Origin of the sequence: Sphingomonas sp. CCH9-E2 (assembly GCF_001557215.1) — a bacterium.
GTDB lineage: Bacteria > Pseudomonadota > Alphaproteobacteria > Sphingomonadales > Sphingomonadaceae > Sphingomonas.
On record NZ_LSJM01000111.1, the window covers coordinates 58065 to 77407 of the forward strand.

Genomic DNA, 19343 nt, shown 5'->3' on the forward strand with positions numbered 1-19343 from the left:
TCCGGCACGCGCCGCGTTTCGATGTGATGACGGCGCGCATCGCAACATCGCGGCGCCGTCCGCTCGTCAGATCATGTTCATGCCGCCGGCGACCGAGAAGGTCTGACCGGTGATGAAGCCCGCATCGTCTGAAGCCAGGAAGGCGACGATGCCGGCATAGTCCTCCGGCTCGCCCATCCGCTTGAGCGGAATGCCGCGGACCATGGCGTCCTTCCATTTCACCGCCTGCTCGCCCTCGCCCAGCACGCTCGCCATCATCGGCGTGTTGGTCGGCCCGGGGCATACCGCGTTCAGCAGCACGCCCTTCGAGGCAAGCTCGCGCGCGACCGACTTGGTGAAGCTGATCAGACCGCCCTTGCATGCCGAATAGACCGCTTCGTTGCTTGTGCCGACGCGTGCCGCATCCGAGGCAATGTTGATGATCCGCCCGCCTCGGCGCTCGACCATCAGCGGCGCGACGGCAGCATGGGTGTGCAGCGGACCATAAAGGTTGATGCGGATGATCTTGTCCCACAGCGACTTGTCGGTGCTGAGGAACGGCGCGGGCTGGTCCCAGCCGGCGTTGTTGACCAGCGCCCAGATTGGGCCGAGGTCCGCCTCGACCTGCGCGACGGCGGCGTTCACCGCATCCTGATCGCCGACATCGACGGCATAAGTGCGAACAGTGGCCGACGCACCCGCGAGTTCCGCGGTTTCCTCACCGGCTTCCGGCCGCAGGTCGAAGATGGCGACCTTCGCCCCCTCCTCTGCCAGCCGCAGCGACAATGCGCGGCCGATGCCCTGTCCGCCCCCGGTAACGATCGCCACCTTTCCATCGAGTCCACGCACGCTTCATTCTCCTAGGTTTCGGTTTCGTCGCCGCCCGCGATGGCGCGAAGCGTCTTCTTGATCTGGCGCATCGTCCGCGCCGTGATTTCCAGGTCCTGCTCGCTGACGTCGGCCAGGATTTCCCGCTCGGCCAACTCGATATTGGCGCGGATCGTGGCAAGGAATGCCTTGCCGGCCTGCGTTAGATACACGCGGCGGATGCGCCCGTCGCGCACGTCGGCGCGGCGTTCGATGAAGCCGGCCGCCTCCATGCGATCGAGCAGGCCGCCGATCGCAACCTTCGTCAGATCCAGGTCGAACGCCAACGCGGTCTGGGTCATGCCGTCGCGCCGCCCGAGGAACGAGAGCACCCACCATTGCGAGCGCGTGATCCCGACCGGCTTGAGCGCGCGGTCAATGACGATCCGGCGCAGGCGCGAGACGTCATGAATGAGAAAGCCGAAACGAACGGCGGTGGCGAAATCCTTGGGCATGCGGTTACCTGCGATTGGGGGCGACGCCCCATCGCTAACCACTTCACGATCAATCTGCCCACTTAAATTCACGCAGCGGCTGCCTTTCGGCCCGACAGCCGGCCCTTGAACATCTCGCGCGCGATGATCGTCTTCATGATCTCGATCGATCCACCGGCAATCTTGACGATGCGGGCGTCGGCATAGGCCCGAGCGATTGGATATTCCCACATATAGCCCCACCCGCCGAACAGTTGCAGGCACTTGTCAGCCGCTTCGCAATGCAATTCCGCGGTGATCATCTTGGCCATCGCGGCGGTCACCGCGTCGAGCTTGCCGTCCATGAACAACTCGATGCACTTGTCCGTGAACACGCGCGCCGCGACGCTGCGCGCCTTCAGGTCGGCGAGCACGAACTGGGTGTTCTGGAAATCCGCGATCGTCTGATCGAACGCCCGGCGCTCCGCCGTATAATCGACCGTCCACTCGATCATCGTCTCGGTGACCGTCGCAGATCGGATCGCCTGGGCGAGCCGCTCCTGCGACAGCTTCGTCATCATCAGCTTGAAGCCCTGCCCCTCCGCGCCCAGCATCGCGCTGGCGGGCACGCGCATATCCTCGAAAAACAGCTCGGACGTATCCTGCGCCTTCATCCCGAGCTTCTCGAGATTCTTGCCGCGGTTAAACCCGGGGGTGTTCGCATCGACGAGGAACAGCGACACACCCTTTGCACCGGCCGAGCTGTCGGTCTTCGTCGCCAGCACCAGCACGTCGCACATCTGCCCGTTGGATATGAAGACCTTTTGTCCGTTAATGACGAAATCGGCGTCATTGTCGCCGGGCGCGGCGGCGGGATCGCGCACCGCGCGGGTGCGCACCGCCTTCAAGTCGCTCCCGGCGTGCGGCTCGGTCATGCCAAGCGACCCGATCGCCTCGCCACGAACCATCTTGGGCAGCCATTGGCGCTTCTGCTCGTCCGAGCCGAACGACAGGATGTAGGTCGCCACAAGATCGGTGTGGATCAGAAAGCCCGGCCCGCTCGCACCGACCCGCCACAACTCCTCGAACACCACCACGTCGAATAGGTAATCGAGGCCAAGTCCGCCATATTCTTCCGGCACGGTGCAGCACAGCAATCCGGCGGCGCCAGCCTTGAGCCACAATTCGCGCGGGACAATTCCGGCTTCCTCCCATTGGGCATGGTAGGGCACGATATCGGCTTCGATAAACCGACGTACGGTTTCGCGCCACATTTCATGCTCGGCGGTGAAGATGCTGCGCTCGATCATGCTGATGCCTCGTTTTGCCGCGACGGAACGGGAACATTCGCCCCCCGCCCACTGCGTCCTCCGAACTTCGGAAATTTCTGCTTCGCGCCGATTGCGCGGCCTGCCGATTGGTGTGTCACCAGGTACCGACGATGTGGCACATCGGCAAATATCAGGCGATTCGCCGCGCTGACCACATCCTCTCCCCTCGATCGCAAACTTTCGTGAACCTGTTTACAAACGCGGCGCGTGCTGTCAACACAACTGAAGCGAAAGCCAGAAACTTGATGGGAACAGGATGTCGGACAGGTTCATCAGCGGGGTCGGCGGCTATCTGCCGCTGCTGCGAATGGACCGCGGCGTGGCGGCGAAATCGTTGCGCTTCGCGGGCCTTGGCGGTCGGACTGCTGGACGGCGGGCGGTGGCCGGCTGGGACGAGGACGCCGTAACGCTTGCGGCCGAAGCCGCGCGGCAGTTGGCCGTACCGGACAAGCTGATCTTCGCCTCCACCTCCGCGCCGTTCCACGAGCGGCTGCAGGCAACACTCGTCGCCGCTGCGCTCGACCTGCCGGAAACGACCCGCACCGGTGACGTGTCGGGCGCGCGCCGGTGCGGTGTGTCAGCGCTGCTCGACGCTCTGCTGGGCACCGGCAATGGGACGATTGCCGCTGGTGAAAAGCGCCTGACTCGACCGGGTAGCGCTGCCCACCTGGCATGGGGCGATGGCGGTGCCGCGATTTCAGTCGGCGACTCGGGCAGTGCGCGGCTGATCGGTTTCGCCAGCCGTACGCACGACCTGATCGACATCTACGCCTCGCGCGATGTCGAGACCCCTTACCTGGCCGAAGAGCGGTTCGTCCGCGATACCGCCGGCGCGTTGATCGCCGAAACGGTCGCTGCCGCCTGTGCCGCCGCAGGCGTGTCGCCCGGGAGCATCGCGCACGCCGCGGTGCACGAGCCGCTCGCCGGCATGTGGCGCGACATCGCCGCGCGAGTGGGAACGAAGGCAGAGAACCACGCGGCGGCGCTCGATGCGTCAGCCGGCGATCTCGGCGCGGCACACGCGCCTTACGCACTGGCGCTGGCGCTGGCGGCAGCGCAGCCGGGTGATCTCGTGCTGCTCGCCGGCTTCGGCTCGGGTTGCGACGCGCTCGTGTTCGAGGTGACCGGCGAAACCCCGGGCGCAGCATCTGCCGCAGCCGCGCTCGCGTTCGGCCTCGCCCTGACCGATTACGTCCGCTTCCTCGCACTGACCCGCGCCATCGACCTCGACTTCGGCGTGCGTGCCGAATTCGAGCAAAAGGCGCAGGCTGCCGTGATCGAGCGTCATGGCCGCGACGCGATGGCGTTCATCGGCGGGAGCGACACCGCCGGCAACGTCCAGTTCCCCAAGTCGCGGATCCCGGTGCGTCCCGGCGCGCAAGGTATTGAGCCGCTCGAGGATGTGCGCCTTGCCGACGTGCCTGGAACATTGGTTTCGGTGACCGCCGACCGGCTGAACTACACGCCCGATCCACCCTTCTGGTTCGGTCTGGTACAGTTTGAAGGTGGCGCGCGGGTCCTGATGGAATTGACCGACGCCGTGCCGGCCGGCTTCTCGGTGGGCGATCGACTCGCCATGCGCTTGCGGATCAAATCCCATGACCGGACGCGCGGCATGCGCACCTATTTCTGGAAAGCGGCGCCCGCTCTGCGGCCGGCGCTGGAGGACTGAAACATGGCAAGCGGTATCAAGGATCGGGTGGCGATCATCGGCATGGGCTGCACCGCCTTTGGCGAGCGGTGGGATGCTGGGGCCGACGCGCTGATGGTCGAGGCGTTCGAGGAAGCGATCGCCGATGCCGGGATCGACCGCCGGCAGATCGAGGCGGCGTGGATGGGCAATGCGCTCGACGACATCAATGTCGGCAATTCGGCGCTGCCGCTCGCCCATGCGCTGCGCCTTGAGACGATACCGGTCAGCCGCGTCGAGAATATGTGCGCGACCGGCACGGAAGCGCTGCGCGCCGCCGCCTATGCCGTAGCGTCGGGCGCAGTCGATTTCGCGCTGGCGCTGGGCGTCGAAAAGCTCAAGGACACCGGCTATGGCGGCCTGCCGCTGCGGACCAAGGGGCTCGCGAACGACCTGTGGATGCCCTATGGCTCGGCCCCTGGCACCTTTGCGCAGCTCGCCGGCGCCTATACCGCCAAGCACCGCGTCGATGCCGGCGATCTCAAGCGTGCGATGGCGCATGTGTCCTGGAAGAGCCACCAGAACGGCGCGAAGAATGCAAAGGCGCATCTGCGCAAGCCGGTCGAGATGGACAAGATCCTGTCCGCCCCGATGATCGCCGATCCGCTGGGCCTGTTCGACTGCTGCGGCGTGTCAGACGGCGCGGCCTGCGCGATCGTCACGACGCCCGAGATCGCCAGATCGCTGGGCCGGGCCAATCCGGTGACGATCAAGGCGATCCAGCTGTCGGCCAGCAACGGCTGGGAAATGAGCTATGGCGAGTGGGACGGCGCGTCGGTGCGCAACACCCAGGTCGCCGCGCGCCGCGCCTATGCCGAGGCCGGCATCCGCGATCCGCGCGCGGACCTCTCGCTGACCGAGGTTCACGACTGTTTCTCGGTCACCGAGCTGGTGACGATGGAAGACCTCGGCCTCTCGGACGAAGGACGCGCGGTCACCGACATCCTCGACGGTCGTTTCGATGCCGAAGGTTCGATCCCGTGTCAGATCGACGGTGGCCTGAAGTGCTTCGGCCATCCGGTCGGCGCGTCCGGGCTGCGTATGGCCTATGAGATCTATACCCAGCTGGAGGGGCGTGCCGGTGAACGCCAGCGCGCGAACGTCGATTTCGGACTGACCCACAATCTCGGCGGATCGCCGTTCAACAGTGTTGCCGCGGTGTCGATCCTCGGCCGGCTGGACTGAAGGAAGGAGAGCATCCGTGACAGGCCTGTATTTCGACGAGTTCACAGTTGGCGCCAGATTCGCCCATGAGATCCGCCGCACGGTCACCGACATGGACAATATGATGTTTTCGTCGCTGACGTTCAATCCGGCAGCGATCCACATCGATCATGACTATGCGGCGAAGACCGAGTTCGGTCGTCCGCTGATGAACTCGATCTTCACGCTCGGTCTGGTCATCGGCCTGAGCGTGCAGGACACGACCTTCGGCACGACCGTCGCCAATCTGGGGATGACCGACACGACGTTTCCCAAGCCCGTCTTTGCCGGCGACACGATCCGCGCCGAGACGACGGTGCTCGAGTTGCGCCCATCAAAGTCCCGGCCGGGCCAAGGCATCGTCACGTTCGAACATATCGGCCTCAACCAGCGTGACGAGATCGTCTGCCGCACCGTACGCAACGCGCTGATGCTGGCCCGCCCATCATGAAGCTGCGCTCGCTCCTGTTCGTGCCCGGCGACAGCGAGAAGAAGTTTCGCCGAGCTTGCGAGTCGCAAGCCGATGTCCTGTTCCTTGACCTAGAGGATTCGGTCGCGCCCTCGCAAAAACACGCAGCGCGCGGCACCGTCGCCGGCTGGCTCGACCAGGCAGGCGATGTGGCGCCGGCGCTGTTCGTGCGGATCAATCCGTTCGACACCGGGCTGACGCTCGGTGATCTGGCGGCGGTGGTACGGCCCGGCCTTGCCGGCCTGCTCGTGCCCAAGGCAAACGGCGCTGAGGACATCGTGCGCATCGGTCACTATCTCGACGCGCTTGAGGAACGGGCCGGAATGCCCGGTGGCGCCGTGAAGCTCATGGTCGTCGCCACGGAGACCCCAGCGGCGATGTTCGCGCTCGGCAGCTATGCGCCCGCCCACCCGCGCCTGGCCGGGCTGACCTGGGGCGCCGAGGACCTCGCCGCCGCGATCGGCGCGACTGGCAACAAGGGCGAGGATGGCGACTGGTCCTTCCCATATCAGGTCGCGCGCGCACAATGTCTGTTCGCCGCCGCCAGCGCGAACGTCGCGCCGATCGACACCCTCTTCGCCGATTTCCGCGATGCCGAAGGGCTAGAGCGGTCGTGCCGGGTGGCCCGGCGCGACGGCTTCGTCGGGCGCATCGCGATCCATCCCGATCAGGTCGCGACGATCAACGCCGCCTTCTCACCATCGGCCGATGAGATTGCCGAGGCGCGCCGCGTCGTCGACGCCTTCGCCGCGCAGCCCGACGCCGGAACGCTCGGCATCGACGGCAAGATGTACGACATCCCCCATCTGAAGGCCGCGCAGCGAACGCTCGCCGCGGCAGGAGACCCGGCATGAGCTCACCGCGCCCGCTACCCACACAGGAAGACCTTGACGCGATCCGCGAAGGCGTGCGCGCGGTCTGCGCGCCGTTCAACGACGAATATTGGCTCGATCGCGACAATAGCGGCGAATTTCCCCGCGACTTCCACCGCGCGATGGCGGACGGCGGCTGGCTCGGCATTACCATGCCCGAGGAATATGGCGGATCGGGCCTCGGCGTGACCGAGGCGATGACCATGATCCGCGAGGTCGCGTCATGCGGCGGCGGGTTTGCCGCATCCTCGACCATCCATATCAACCTGTTCGGCCCGCATCCCATCGTGGTGAAGGGCACGCCCGAGCAGAAGGCGCGCTGGGTGCCGCGTCTGGTGTCCGGCGACGATCAGGTCTGTTTCGGCTTTACCGAGCCCGATGCCGGGCTCAACACTACGCGCATCAAGACTTTTGCCGAGAAGGTGCCCGGCGGCTACCGCGTGAACGGGCAGAAGGTATGGACCTCGACCGCACAGGTCGCGAACAAGATCATGCTGCTGACCCGCACGACCAAGTTCGAGGATTGTGCGAAGCCGACTGACGGCATCACGATCTTCTACACGGATCTCGACCGGTCGAAGATTGACGTCCACCTCATTCCCAAGATGGGCCGCAAGGCGGTGGATTCGAACGCGATCTTCATCGAGGATCTATTCATCCCCGACGAGGACCGGATCGGCGAGGAGGGCAAGGGCTTCGGCTATATCCTGCACAGCCTCAATCCCGAGCGAATCCTGATCGCGGCGGCAGCGATGGGGATCGGCAGCGACGCGCTGCGCCGCGCCGTTGATTACGCCAAGGAACGCGTCGTGTTCGATCGCGCGATCGGGCAGAACCAGGGGATTCAGCACCCACTCGCCGAACGCTGGATGTATCTGGAAAGCGCCTGGCTGATGGCCGAGAAAGCCGCGCGCCTCTATGACAGCGGTCTACCCTGCGGGGCGGAAGCGAACAGCGCCAAGTTCCTGGCGGCGCGCGCCTGCCATGATGCCGCCTGGCAAGCCGTCGCGACGCATGGCGGCTTTGGCTATGCCAAGGAATATCATGTCGAGCGGCTGTACCGCGAAAGCGCGCTCACCCGCCTCGCCCCGATCACCGAACAGCTGATTGCCAGCTTCATCGCCGAGAAGGTTCTCGGCCTGCCGAAGAGTTACTGACATGGGATTGATGGAAGGCAAGGTCGCGCTGGTCACCGGCGCGGGACGCGGGGTCGGACGCGGCATCGCACTGGCGATGGCACAGGCCGGCGCGGCGGTCGTGGTCAACGATCTGGGCGTCGCGCTGGACGGCGAACGCGCCGACGGCTCGCCGGCCGAGCAGGTCGTGGCGGAGATCACGGCAGCGGGCGGCCGCGCCGTCGCCAATCATGACAGCGTCGCCGACTGGTCCGGCGCGACGGCGATGGTGCGGCAAGCGATCGACAGCTTTGGCCGGATCGACACGGTCGTGAACAATGCCGGAAATCTGCGCGACCTGTTCTTCCACAAGATGGGCCCGGACGATTTCGACGCCGTGCTCGCAGTGCACCTCAAAGGAAGCTTCAACACCAGCCGCGCCGCCGCGCCGCTGTTCAAGGAACAGGGCTCGGGCGCCTATATTCACATGACCTCGACCTCGGGCCTGATCGGCAATTTCGGTCAGGCGAACTATTCCGCGGCAAAGCTTGGCGTGGTCGGGCTGTCGAAGTCGATTGCGCTCGACATGCAGCGGTTCGGCGTGCGCTCGAATGCCGTCGCGCCGTTCGCCTGGACGCGCATGATCGATTCGATTCCCACCGACACGCCCGAGCAGCAGAAACGGGTAGAGGGGCTGAAGCGGCTCGACGCCGACAAGATCGCGCCGTTTGTCGTCGCGCTGGCGAGCGATGGCGGCGCGCACGTCACCGGCCAGATCTTCGGCGTGCGCAACAACGAGATCTATCTGTTCTCGCAACCGCGCCCGATCCGCACCGCGCATACCGCCGAGGGATGGACGCCCGAAGCGGTCACCGAGCGCGTGTTCGATCAGTTCGCCAATGACTTCTATCCGCTTCATCGTTCGGGCGACGTCTTCACCTGGGATCCGGTGTGACGATCCGGCCGGACCTGCTGCTGGCGCACGCGTTTCCCGAGCAGCGCCAAGTTTACGACGCGCGGGATGCAATCCTCTATGCGCTCGGCCTGGGATTGGGTCGGCAGCCCGACGACTTGCCGTTTCTCGACGAGACGCAGCTTGCCGTCCTGCCGAGCTTCGCCATCACGCTGGCCTCTCCCGGCATGTGGATCCGCGATCCGGCGTTCGGCATCGACTTTTCCCGATTGGTCCACAGCGCTCAGGACGTGACCTTCAACGCACCGCTTCCTGCATCGGGCGAAGTCGTTGGATCAGCCCGGGTCGAATCGATCGCCGATCGCGGTGCCGGACGGGGCGCGGAACTGGTGCTGCGCCGTGAGATCCGTGATGCGCGCGACGGCACGCTGCATGCCTCGGTGCGGCAGACACTGCTGCTGCGCGCCGATGGCGGCTTTGGCGGGGAGCCGGCGACGCGTGCGCCCTCGTCGATCCCGCAGCGCCCTGCCGATACAGTGGCCGACCTGGCGCTGTCGGAGCGGGCTGCGCTGATCTATCGCCTCTCGGGCGATCGCAATCCGCTGCATATCGATCCCGATTTCGCGCGCAGCGCGGGGTTCGATCGGCCGATCCTGCACGGGTTGTGCACCTATGCCGCGGCCGGCGTCGCCGTTGCGCGCGCGGCCGGCGCTTCGCCGCTGGCGATCACGCGGCTGGCCGCACGCTTTTCAGCGATCGTCTATCCCGGCGAGACCCTCCGCCTTTCGATGTGGCACGAAGCAGTTCACATTGCCTTCACCGCGCAAGTCGGCGACCGCAAGGTGCTCGACAGCGGCATATTGGAGCTCACAGTATGAACCAACTCGCCAAGGACCTGCGGGCGAAACTTCGCCTCCCGGTGATGGCCGGCCCGATGTTCATCGCATCCACCGCCGACCTCGTGATCGCACAATGCAACGCGGGCATCATCGGATCGATGCCGGCGCTCAATCCGCGCTCGACCGCCGCACTCGATGAAGACGTCGCGCGGATTCGGGAGAGTGTCGGCGATCGGCCCTATTGCATCAACCTCGTCGCGCACAAAACGAACGACCGTCTCAACGCAGATCTTGAGGTAGTCCTGCGGCACAAGGTGCCGATCGTCGTGCTCGCGCTCGCCGCCGACGCCGATCTGGTGCGCACACTGCAAGCCAATGGCAGCCTCGTGTTCCAGGATGTCATCCGCGACCGCCACGCTCGCAAGTGCGCGGAAATGGGCGTTGACGGGATCATCGCGATTGGCGCGGGGGCCGGGGGCCACACCGGCAACCTTTCGCCCTTCGCGCTGATGCAGGAAATCCGGTCATGGTGGGATGGATTGCTCATCCTGTCCGGCTGCATCGCCACCGGCCGCGCGGTGCTCGCCGCCGAAGTGCTGGGCGCGGACTTGGCCTATATCGGCTCCTCGTTCCTTGCGAGCACCGAGGCGAATACGCAGGACGAGTTCCGGCAGATGATCGTCGATAGCAGCGCGACGGATATCACCGTCACCAACTGCTTCACCGGCGTCAATGCAAGCTTTCTTACCCCCTCGCTGGTCGCCAACGGACTCGACCCGGCGAACCTCAAGCGACCTGAGGGCGCCGCGGTGAACATCTCGGGCGGCGGGTCGAATGCCAAGGCGTGGCGCGATATCTGGAGCGCGGGTCAGGGCATCGGCGCGATCACGCGGGCAGAACCGGCAAGCGCGTATATCGACCGGCTGGCGGCCGAATATGACGCCGCTCGCGCCAGAGTCGGTATCGTCGCCTGAGCCGATAAGTCGGTGCCGGCCCGCCAAGCGCCGGCACCCGATGTCAGGCGCTGCCCAGCGACCGGCTGATCAGTTCCTTCATGATCTCCGACGACCCGCCATAGATGCGGCGCACACGGGCGTCGCGCCACACGCGCGCGATCGGATATTCGTTCATATAGCCCGCGCCGCCATGCAGCTGCATCGCCGCGTCGCACACCAGCCAGCCGGTCTCCGTATGCCACAGCTTCGCGCGCGCTGCCTGCGCGGCATCAAGGCGTCCCGCGACATGCTCGGTGATGGCCCAGTCGATGTGCGCCCAGCCGACCTGCAGCCGCGCCTCGATATCGGCGAGCGTGAAGCGCGTGTTCTGGAATTCGATGATCGTCTTGCCGAACGCCTTGCGGTCGCCGACGAAGGCAAGCGCCTCGTCGAACGCGCGCTGCGCCGACGCCTGCGCGGTGATCGCGATCGACAGCCGTTCCTGGACCAGTTCGCTTACCAGATACACGAACCCGCGATTCTCGTCGCCAAGCAGGTTCGAAACCGGCACGCGCACGTCGTTGAAGAACAGCTCCGACGTGTCGGCCGACCACTGACCGACCTTGTCGAGATTGCGACCGCGTTCGAAACCCGGTCGGTCGGCTTCGATCAGCAGGATCGACGTGCCCTTTGCGCCCGCCGACGGATCGGTCTTGCACACGGTGAGCACCAGATCGGCATTCTGCCCATTGGTGATGTATGTCTTGGAGCCGTTGACGATATAGTCGTCGCCGTCCCGCCGCGCCGTGGTGCGTACCCCCTGCAGGTCTGACCCCGCCCCCGGTTCGGTCATCGCGATTGCGGTGACGATCTCGCCCGACGCCATTTTGGGCAGATAGGCGTGCTTCTGCTCCTCGCTTGCGTAGTGCAGGATATACGGCAGCGTGATGTCGGTCTGCAGCGTCAGGCAGTCCGACATCATGGCATAGGCGAACTCCTCGTTCAGGACCGCGTGGTACGAGAAATCGAGGCCGAGTCCGCCATAGGCTTCAGGCAGGCTGGGACAGAGCAAGCCCATGCCGCCGGCCTTGCGCCAGAATTCACGACTGACCCGCCCGTCGCTTTCGAAAGTGTCGAGATTGGGCTCGAATTCTTCGGCTAGAAAGCGGCGCACTACGTCGCGGAACTGCTCGTGCTCGGGACCGAACGGCCCCCGGTCTGCCCGTTTCAATGTCATCCTATCCACCATTTCGATGCTGCCGATGCCTTGCTCGCCGATCAGCAAGCTTATGGCTATCCTGTTTACGACAGTGGTAAACCTGTTTACCTGTCTGTCAACCGTCGCTTGAACGCTTTCATGCTTCGCTTCAATGGAACAGCGCAGCCAGCGTTGCGACATCGGCATCGGGCTGGCGCGGGACCGAGAACACGCCATTCGTACGCGCGACCAGGTCGCCGCCTACGACCGCGATTTCCGCGGCGCTGAACAACAGTCGCGACGTGCGTTTCGCCATGACGACACGCAGTTCGAGCCAGCCCAGCGGTGCCGGCCCGATATAGTCCACAGTCAGATTGATCGTGGGCGTGTAACGGTCGGTGATCCCGGCCAGCCATTGGCTGGCGAACGCCTGCATATCGGCAAAGCTCGCGAGCGCGCCGCCGTGGCAGACGCGCGCTGGATTGAGATGGCGTTCCTGCACCTCAAAAGCCATGCGCGCGTCACCCGGCTCTGTGAGGATATAGATCTGTCCGATCGCCTCGAAAAAGCCGCCGAACTCCGGGAGCGGGCGGTATTCCGGCGCCAGAACCTCGACGCCGCTCACGCTGCCGAGACACCGCCGTTGACGCTGATCGCCTGTCCCGTCAGCCGCGCCGCGGCCGGACTGGCCAAGAACAGGATTGTGGCCGCCAAGTCCTCAGGCTCCGCAACGCCCAGGCTCGCAAGCTTTGCCGCATTGCCGAACAGCTTGGCGGCGAACGGATCGCCCATCACACGGTCATAGACCGGCGTGTTGCCGATCAGCGACGGCGTCAGCACGTTGACGCGGATGCCGTCACGCTTCGCCTCCATCGCCAGCGTGCGCGAGAAGGTGACTATCGCGGCCATCGCTGCACCGATCACGGTTTCGCCCGGCGTCGGCACCTTCGCGGCATCGGACGCGATGTTCACGATGACGCCGCTGCGCTGTTCGCGCATGACCGGCAGGACGGCGTGGCTCATCAGGATCGGCGCCATCATCTGCTGCGTCAGGATCGACGGGATATCGGCCGCCGCGGTGCGAAACAACAGCGCCGGGACATAGGATCCGGCAGTCGAGTTGACCAACACGTCGATGCGGCCGTCCAGCGCCGCGAGCGCCTGTTCCACCACCTGCGCAGCACCGGATATCTCGTTCGCATCCGCCGCGACAAAGGTGATTGCGGCGTCGGGGTAATGCTTCGCCAATTCGCTGCGCACCCGTTCGCCGCGTTCGATCGTACGCCCGACGATTACCACCTTGCGGCATGCAGCCTCCAAGAACGCCCGCGCCGTGGCGAGGCCGACGCCGGAGGTTCCGCCGGTGATGACCACCGCGCTGTCGGCGATCGAACGCGCCGGATTAATCGATTCGCTCATCTGCTCTCCCAACCTTGATCCATGCAGTGAGGTGGTCGCTGCAGCTCGTCCAGCCGCCCGGTCCATCGCTCTGCATCTCGCGAGATTTTGTAAGCACATTAATGAGTTTGACTCAATGGCCATCTTCACCGAGCATACGTATCACGCGGACCCTTGATCCGATCCGGCCGCGCGGTATGATCAAGCAGTGCACTATCTATTGCGGTAGGCAGCAAGGAGAGGCGACGTGACCATAGGCCAGGATCTCACTGAGTCATATTGGCCGGCCGACACGTCCCAAGATTTATTCGAAGGTTCGCTCGGCGACTTGCTGCGCGAATCGACCGCTCGCTCGCCGGATCACATCGCGCTCGTCGATGGTGCCCTCGATCCGTCGGCGCGCAGGCGGTGGACCTACCGCCAGTTGCTCGATGAGGCGGAGGCGGTCGCACGGGCGCTGCTTGCCAGACACGCGCCCGGCGACCGGATCGCGATATATGCGCCGAACAGCGCCGAATGGGTCATTCTGGAGCAGGCAATCGCGCTTGCCGGCATGGTGATGGTGCCGATCAATCCCGCCTACGAGGATGGCGAGCTGGCGGCGATCCTGGAGCAGGCCGGCGCCGCGTGCATCTTCTACGTCGATCAGTTCCGCAGCCGCGACCTGTGCGCAAGCGTGACCCGGATGCAGGCGCGGCATTCCGATCTTACCGAATGCGTGTCCTTTTCCGACTGGGATAAATTCCGCAATCGAGGCGATGCCGCCACTGTGTTGCCGCATGTCGATCCTGCCAGTCCGCTGGTCATCCAGTTCACGTCGGGTACTACGGGTCGGCCGAAAGGCGCGCTGTTGCACCACCGCGGCGTGATCAACACCTCGCGCTTTGTCGCCGCGCGCGCCGGGTTTCCGGAGGGCGGGGTGTGGATCAACTCCATGCCGCTGTTCCACATCGCCGGTTCAGTCGTCACGCAGCTGGGTACCTTTGCCTCGGGCGGCACCTTCGTCATTGCGCCGGGTTTCGATCCCGGTCACATGCTCGAACTGATCGAAAGCGAACGCGGCAGCGCAAGCCTGATTGTGCCGACGATGATCATCGCGCTGCTCGAACACCCCGATTTCGCGTCGCGCGACCTTTCGAGCATGCGCACGATCCTGACCGGTGCCGCCGTCGTGCCGGCAGCACTTGTCACGCGCACCAAGGCTGCGTTCGATTGCGACCTTACCATCCTGTTCGGTCAAACCGAGCTCAACGGCGTGGTTTCGCAGACTGCGCTCGACGACAGCCTTGAGGATCAGGTGGACACGCTGGGCCGCCCGCTTCCACATGCGGAGGTCTGCATTGCTGACCAGGACAGCGGCGCGATCCTGCCGCTCGACACCGTCGGCGAGATCTGCGTGCGCGGTTACCAGAACATGACGGGCTATTACGGGTTGCCCGAGGCATCGCAGGAGACGATCCGGCATAACGGTTGGCTGCGCACCGGCGACCTGGGGACAATGGATTCGCGCGGCTACCTCAAGATTGCCGGCCGTTTGAAGGACCTGATCATCCGAGGCGGCATGAACGTCTATCCGCGCGAGATCGAGGATGTTCTGTTCGCCCACGACGATGTCCAGCAGGTCAGCGTGGTGGGGTTGCCTGACGAACGCTGGGGCGAAGCAATCGCTGCCGTGATCCTTCCGAACTCGAAAAACCCGCCAAGTCCTGAAGCGCTTTACCTTCATTGTCGCGGGCTGCTGGCGCGGCACAAGGCGCCGGTTGCGTGGTACTTCGTTGATGCGTTTCCCGTAACACCATCAGGAAAGATCCAAAAATTCGTGCTTTGCGAATGGATTGCACAGGGTCGCCTGCAGCCGACACAATGGCAGAAGCCTGCGATTGAAACCGCTTAAGCACGTAGCGCCAGAAAGTTTTTTGTTCACCAGTTTACGGATTGACTTGGGTTGCCAGTCGCAGCAGGTTGTTGTGAGCGACACTCAACTATGAGGCCGCGAGAACGTCGGTCGAGGACGGTTACTCTGGCAATGTGGCCCTACGGGCTTGCTGAGGACCCCCCAACGACGGCACAGATGAGGAGGAGGGGACATGAAAGGATTCTACCGAGGTGGCGCCAAGGTTGGTCATGCGCGAGTCGGGGCACGCTTGCTCCTCGGCGCGGCATCGCTGGCGCTCTTCCCTTCGCTGGCCGCCGCTCAGGAAGCGCCAGCAGCCGAGGATACGACGCGTCGGCAAGGCCCGGTGACAGCCGCCGAAGCGCTCCAGCAGGAAATCGTCGTCACGGCCACCAAGCGCGTCGAGGACGTGCAGGACGTTCCGCTGGCGATCACCGCCTTCGGCTCTGCCCAGCTCGAAACGCTGAACTATCGCGACATCGGATCGCTCGGCTTCTCGGTGCCCAACGTTCAGCTGGACGATAACGGCGCCACCATCGGCTTCCAGAACTTCTCGATCCGCGGCCTCGGCGTCAACAGCGGCAGCCCATCGATCGATCCGACCGTCGGCGTGTTCGTCGATGGCGTCTACCTCGGCACCAACGCCGGCGTACTGCTCGATAGCTTCGATCTTGAAGCGGTCGAAGTTCTGCGCGGCCCGCAAGGCGTGCTGTTCGGCCGCAATGTCACTGGCGGTGCTGTCCTGGTGCGCACCAAGAAGCCGACCGACACGCTGAGCTTTTCTGGCCGCATTTCGGCCGAGACGGGCCCGGCCGTCACGGTCGACGCCACGGTTGCCGGGCCGTTGATCCCGGGCAAGCTGACTGCAAAGCTCGCCGCATATTACACTTATGACGACGGGTGGTTCACCAACCTGTTCAACGGCGCTTCGCAGGGTCAGGCGCGACAGTTCACCGTGCGGCCGATGCTGCGTTTTACGCCGAGCGATGCGGTCGAAGTGCTGCTGCGCTACGAGCATACCGAGGCTAATGGCGATGGCCCTGCATCGCAGAACCATGCCCTCTATTCGCGAGACTCGTTCGATTTCGCGATCAACGAAAAGGGCTTCTTCAAGCTGAAGGTCGACGCAGCGACACTCGAGGCGAATATCGACATCGGCCCCGGCACGCTGACCAACATCTTCGGCTGGCGCAAGCTGACCAACGACGCATTGACGGACGTGGACGCCACGACCGGCACCCAATTTCACTTCTACCAGATCACCGAACAGGAGCAGTTCAGCAATGAATTGCGCTATTCGGCAACGATCGGCCGGTTCGAGCCGACCCTTGGCGTTTACTACTTTACCCAGGACTTGAATTACATCGAGCAGCGCATTTTGGGCGGCGGCGCGGTCGTTCGTGGTGGCGGCGGCTTTGGCACGACCAATGTTATCGGCGCCTTCGCCGCGGTCGATTGGCATTTCACCGACAGCCTGACGCTTAATCTTGGCGGTCGATACACGCGTGAGAAGAAAGACGTCAGCATCGGTACCATCCGCACCGGTGGCGGCAGCTATTTTACACGCAGCTTCATTCCCGACTTTGCGAGTGAGCGTGAATGGAGCGACTTCTCGCCGCGCGTCGGTCTGCAGTTCGAGCCCAACCCGAATACCCAGGTATACGGCTTCTTCGCTCGCGGTTTCCGCAGCGGGGGCTATAACTTCCGCGCAACGGTGATCGGCGCCTCGCCCGGCCCGTTCGATTCAGAGCAGCAGGATTCCTTTGAAGTCGGCGTGAAGCAGCGCTTTGCGGGCCGAAAAGGTCACATCAACGTCTCGCTGTTCCGTAATTCGATCGACGGCATCCAGCGTGAGATTCAGGTCGCCAGCCCGGTGTTCGGCATTGCGCAGCTGATCCAGAATGTCGGCACCGTGCGCGTGCAGGGCTTCGAAGCCGATGCGCAGTTCGCCGTGACCAAGAACCTCGTGTTCAACGCCTTTGTCGGCTATGTCGAGAACAAGTACACGCGGCTGGCCTTCGACCTGAACGGCGACCTGGTCATCAACGCGACCGACTTTGGCCTGAAGCTGCCGCGCCTGTCGCCCTGGACCTATGGTGGCAGCGTCGTGCTCGACGTGCCGCTGGGCGATGCCGGGACGATCTCGAACCGTGTATCGTTCAGCCATCGCGACAAGGCGTTCCACCTCGAGAACAATCTGGGCTTCTATAATCCGCAGGACACGCTCGATTTCAACATCTCGTACACGCCGCGCGACAGCGGGCTGACCTTCTCGGTCTATGGCACGAATGTCTTGAACTCGGCGAACTACAGCAACGATTCGGTGCTGACCGACGTGCCGATCTTCGGCGGCGACGGCCCCGCGGGGCCGCGGCCGCTGCCGACCTTCTCGCCGCTCACTAAAGGGCGCGTCATCGGCGGCGAAGTCCGCTTCAAGTTCTGACGATCATCGCCCGGCAGCGCGGACAGCCGCGCCGCCGGGCGCTCCTTGCGAAGTGACCCTCGACAAGGACGATGGCGGGGCTAAAGCTCGGTCGGTGCCAGCATTACCCTCCCGTTCCCGCCCGCCTCGCCGGAGCAAGCCGGCCAGCCGGCTGACGCCGGAACAGCGCATCGCCGACATCCTCGCCGCCGCTCGGATCCTGCTCGCCGAGAAGGGCTATGACGCGTGCACCACCGCCGACATTGCCGAACGCGCGGGGGTCGTCGAGGGCACGATCTACCGCTATTTCGAGTCCAAGCGCGAGTTGTTCACGAAGCTGGCGGAGCAATGGTTCGGCGAGCTGCTCACTGCGAGAGCCGCGCCTCCTCCGGGGGCCGACATTCGTACACGCCTGCGCAGCGCGATCGCCGACGCGCTGTCGATCATCCGACACGAGCGCGCGCTGAGCAAGTTCGTGCTGATGGAACTGCGCCCCGACCCCAATTATCGTTCGATGGAAGTCTATCGGCTGAACCAGGCCTACACCGCCGGCGTGCTTGAAGTGCTGAAAGATGCCGAGCGCGCGGGGCAGATCGACCCTGCCCTGCCCGTCACGCTGCTACGTGACATGATCTTCGGCGCGATCGAGCACAGAACCTGGGCATTCTTGCGCGAGGAGGGCGATTTCTTCGTCGATGAAGTCGCGGATGCCATCACGAAGGTCGTGTTCCGCGGCATGCAAAGCGTCGTGCCTCATGCGCCCGACCTTTCTCAGGTCGTCGCGCGGCTCGAGGCATCGATCGCGAAGCTGGATCACCGCTGAAAGGCACAACCGCCGTGCTCTGCTGGTCCCGGATCCGTATCGAAGAACTCAGTTCGCCTTTCCGCAATCGCCGGTAAAGCAGGAGGGCAGGGGCCGGTTGGCGGGCAGGAAGCTGTCCTCCACACGGCGCTCGATCATCTCGAGTTGCGCCAGGTCGCCGCGCATCGCGACATGGCCGCCGGCCTCCAGCGCAAGCAGCGCTGCGCCAAAGGCACCGATGATCTGCGGGTCGGGCGGGAGGCTGACCGGCAGTTCCAGCGCCTCTGACAGGAACTGCACGGCCGCGGGATTGCGCGCGACCCCACCGGTCATCACCACCGGCGCATGCTTGCCGATGCCCCCGATCAGGCCGAGCAGGCGGTGCGTGATCGCACGGTGAACGGACATCGCCACATCGGCGCGCTCGGCGCCCCCGGCGAGCAGCGCGATGATCTCGGTCTCGGCAAAGGTCGCGCACAGGCTGCTGACCTCCAAATCCTCATGGCCTTGGAGCGCAAGGTCACCGACTTCCGATACCTCGCACTCGAGCGCACGGGCCAGCACTTCGTAGAACCGCCCAGTCCCGCTTGCGCATCGGTCGTTCATCGCGAAATTCTCGACCAGCCCGTCCCGGTCGATCAGGATCGCCTTGCTGTCCTGACCGCCGATATCGACCACCAGCCGCGCGCCGGGCACAAGCATGGCGGCGCCGCGCGCGTGACAGGTGATCTCGGTGAACGTCCGGCCGATCCCGGGCACCAGCCGCCGACCATATCCGGTGCCGACGGCGTATCCAATCTGCGCCTGCTCGATACCCGCCAGTCCGAGCGCGTGATCGATCGATCGCTGCATCCCCGCACGGCTGACCGCGCCCATCTGGACGACCGATGCGGCAACCACGTTGCTTTGCGCGTCAACGATCACCGTCTTCGCTGTCGTCGATCCAAGATCGACGCCCATGAAGAAGGCCTCGCTCATGTCACCCACCGGTGCCGCCTGGCTC

Annotated in this window: 18 protein-coding genes; 11 read left to right on the plus strand and 7 right to left on the minus strand. The window is 64.6% G+C overall.

Features of this window, described 5'->3' with window-relative positions:
• Positions 1–66: 66 nt before the first annotated feature.
• The 3 genes from AX681_RS06230 to AX681_RS06240 all read right to left on the minus strand — a co-directional run bounded on the left by AX681_RS06230 (position 67) and on the right by AX681_RS06240 (position 2569).
• Positions 67–828 carry a glucose 1-dehydrogenase gene (locus tag AX681_RS06230; protein WP_066665190.1) on the minus strand — a complete coding sequence of 254 codons (762 nt, stop codon included), beginning with the start codon at positions 826–828 and terminating at the stop codon, positions 67–69.
• Positions 829–839: 11 nt separating this feature from the next.
• On the minus strand, positions 840–1301 hold the full coding sequence (locus tag AX681_RS06235; RefSeq protein WP_066665188.1) for a MarR family winged helix-turn-helix transcriptional regulator: 462 nt from the start codon (positions 1299–1301) through the stop codon (positions 840–842).
• A 68-nt stretch (positions 1302–1369) separates the two neighbouring features.
• Positions 1370–2569 carry an acyl-CoA dehydrogenase family protein gene (locus tag AX681_RS06240; protein WP_066665186.1) on the minus strand — a complete coding sequence of 400 codons (1200 nt, stop codon included), beginning with the start codon at positions 2567–2569 and terminating at the stop codon, positions 1370–1372.
• Positions 2570–2897: 328 nt separating this feature from the next.
• Between AX681_RS06240 and AX681_RS06245 the strand changes: the two genes are divergently transcribed.
• Genes AX681_RS06245 through AX681_RS06280 form a run of 8 tightly spaced genes read left to right on the plus strand, consistent with a single transcriptional unit; the run spans position 2898 to position 10665 of the window.
• Positions 2898–4262: a 3-oxoacyl-[acyl-carrier-protein] synthase III C-terminal domain-containing protein gene (locus tag AX681_RS06245; RefSeq protein ID WP_197422081.1), complete on the plus strand. Its 1365-nt coding sequence runs from the start codon at positions 2898–2900 to the stop codon at positions 4260–4262.
• A gap of 3 nt (positions 4263–4265) precedes the next feature.
• Positions 4266–5465 (plus strand): acetyl-CoA acetyltransferase, encoded by a 1200-nt coding sequence (locus AX681_RS06250; RefSeq protein ID WP_066665182.1) that lies wholly within the window; start codon positions 4266–4268, stop codon positions 5463–5465.
• A gap of 16 nt (positions 5466–5481) precedes the next feature.
• The gene (locus AX681_RS06255; protein WP_066665181.1) at positions 5482–5934 is read left to right on the plus strand and encodes a MaoC family dehydratase; all 453 of its coding nucleotides are present in this window, start codon (positions 5482–5484) and stop codon (positions 5932–5934) included.
• Positions 5931–6806 (plus strand): HpcH/HpaI aldolase/citrate lyase family protein, encoded by an 876-nt coding sequence (locus AX681_RS06260; RefSeq protein WP_066665179.1) that lies wholly within the window; start codon positions 5931–5933, stop codon positions 6804–6806. The genes AX681_RS06255 and AX681_RS06260 overlap by 4 nt, the downstream gene beginning before the upstream one ends.
• On the plus strand, positions 6803–7981 hold the full coding sequence (locus tag AX681_RS06265) for an acyl-CoA dehydrogenase family protein (protein ID WP_066665178.1): 1179 nt from the start codon (positions 6803–6805) through the stop codon (positions 7979–7981). Before AX681_RS06260 ends, AX681_RS06265 begins: the two co-directional genes overlap by 4 nt.
• A gap of 1 nt (position 7982) precedes the next feature.
• Positions 7983–8894, plus strand: coding sequence for an SDR family NAD(P)-dependent oxidoreductase (locus AX681_RS06270; protein WP_066665176.1), 912 nt, complete (start codon positions 7983–7985; stop codon positions 8892–8894).
• Entirely contained in the window at positions 8891–9730 is an 840-nt protein-coding gene (locus AX681_RS06275; RefSeq protein ID WP_066681949.1) for a MaoC/PaaZ C-terminal domain-containing protein, read from the plus strand. Before AX681_RS06270 ends, AX681_RS06275 begins: the two co-directional genes overlap by 4 nt.
• Positions 9727–10665 (plus strand): NAD(P)H-dependent flavin oxidoreductase, encoded by a 939-nt coding sequence (locus AX681_RS06280; RefSeq protein WP_066656631.1) that lies wholly within the window; start codon positions 9727–9729, stop codon positions 10663–10665. The genes AX681_RS06275 and AX681_RS06280 overlap by 4 nt, the downstream gene beginning before the upstream one ends.
• Before the next feature lie 43 nt (positions 10666–10708).
• Here the strand turns inward: AX681_RS06280 and AX681_RS06285 are convergent, their stop codons facing one another.
• The 3 genes from AX681_RS06285 to AX681_RS06295 all read right to left on the minus strand — a co-directional run bounded on the left by AX681_RS06285 (position 10709) and on the right by AX681_RS06295 (position 13243).
• Positions 10709–11863, minus strand: coding sequence for an acyl-CoA dehydrogenase family protein (locus AX681_RS06285; RefSeq protein ID WP_066656645.1), 1155 nt, complete (start codon positions 11861–11863; stop codon positions 10709–10711).
• 130 nt (positions 11864–11993) lie between these two features.
• Entirely contained in the window at positions 11994–12449 is a 456-nt protein-coding gene (locus tag AX681_RS06290; protein ID WP_066656634.1) for a PaaI family thioesterase, read from the minus strand.
• Positions 12446–13243 (minus strand): SDR family NAD(P)-dependent oxidoreductase, encoded by a 798-nt coding sequence (locus AX681_RS06295; RefSeq protein WP_066656637.1) that lies wholly within the window; start codon positions 13241–13243, stop codon positions 12446–12448. The genes AX681_RS06290 and AX681_RS06295 overlap by 4 nt, the downstream gene beginning before the upstream one ends.
• A 226-nt stretch (positions 13244–13469) precedes the next feature.
• Here AX681_RS06295 and AX681_RS06300 point away from each other — a divergent pair, with 226 nt between their 5' ends.
• The 3 genes from AX681_RS06300 to AX681_RS06310 all read left to right on the plus strand — a co-directional run bounded on the left by AX681_RS06300 (position 13470) and on the right by AX681_RS06310 (position 18361).
• Positions 13470–15116: a class I adenylate-forming enzyme family protein gene (locus AX681_RS06300; RefSeq protein ID WP_197421797.1), complete on the plus strand. Its 1647-nt coding sequence runs from the start codon at positions 13470–13472 to the stop codon at positions 15114–15116.
• Between the two features lie 193 nt (positions 15117–15309).
• Positions 15310–17559 carry a TonB-dependent receptor gene (locus AX681_RS06305; RefSeq protein WP_082737813.1) on the plus strand — a complete coding sequence of 750 codons (2250 nt, stop codon included), beginning with the start codon at positions 15310–15312 and terminating at the stop codon, positions 17557–17559.
• A 52-nt stretch (positions 17560–17611) separates the two neighbouring features.
• A complete protein-coding gene (locus AX681_RS06310; RefSeq protein ID WP_197424245.1) occupies positions 17612–18361 on the plus strand; it encodes a TetR/AcrR family transcriptional regulator in 750 nt (249 codons plus the stop codon).
• A 48-nt stretch (positions 18362–18409) separates the two neighbouring features.
• Here AX681_RS06310 and AX681_RS06315 read toward each other — a convergent pair whose 3' ends face one another.
• Complete coding sequence (locus AX681_RS06315; RefSeq protein ID WP_066656975.1) at positions 18410–19318, minus strand: acyl-CoA dehydratase activase; 909 nt, start codon at positions 19316–19318, stop codon at positions 18410–18412.
• Positions 19319–19343: the final 25 nt, after the last annotated feature.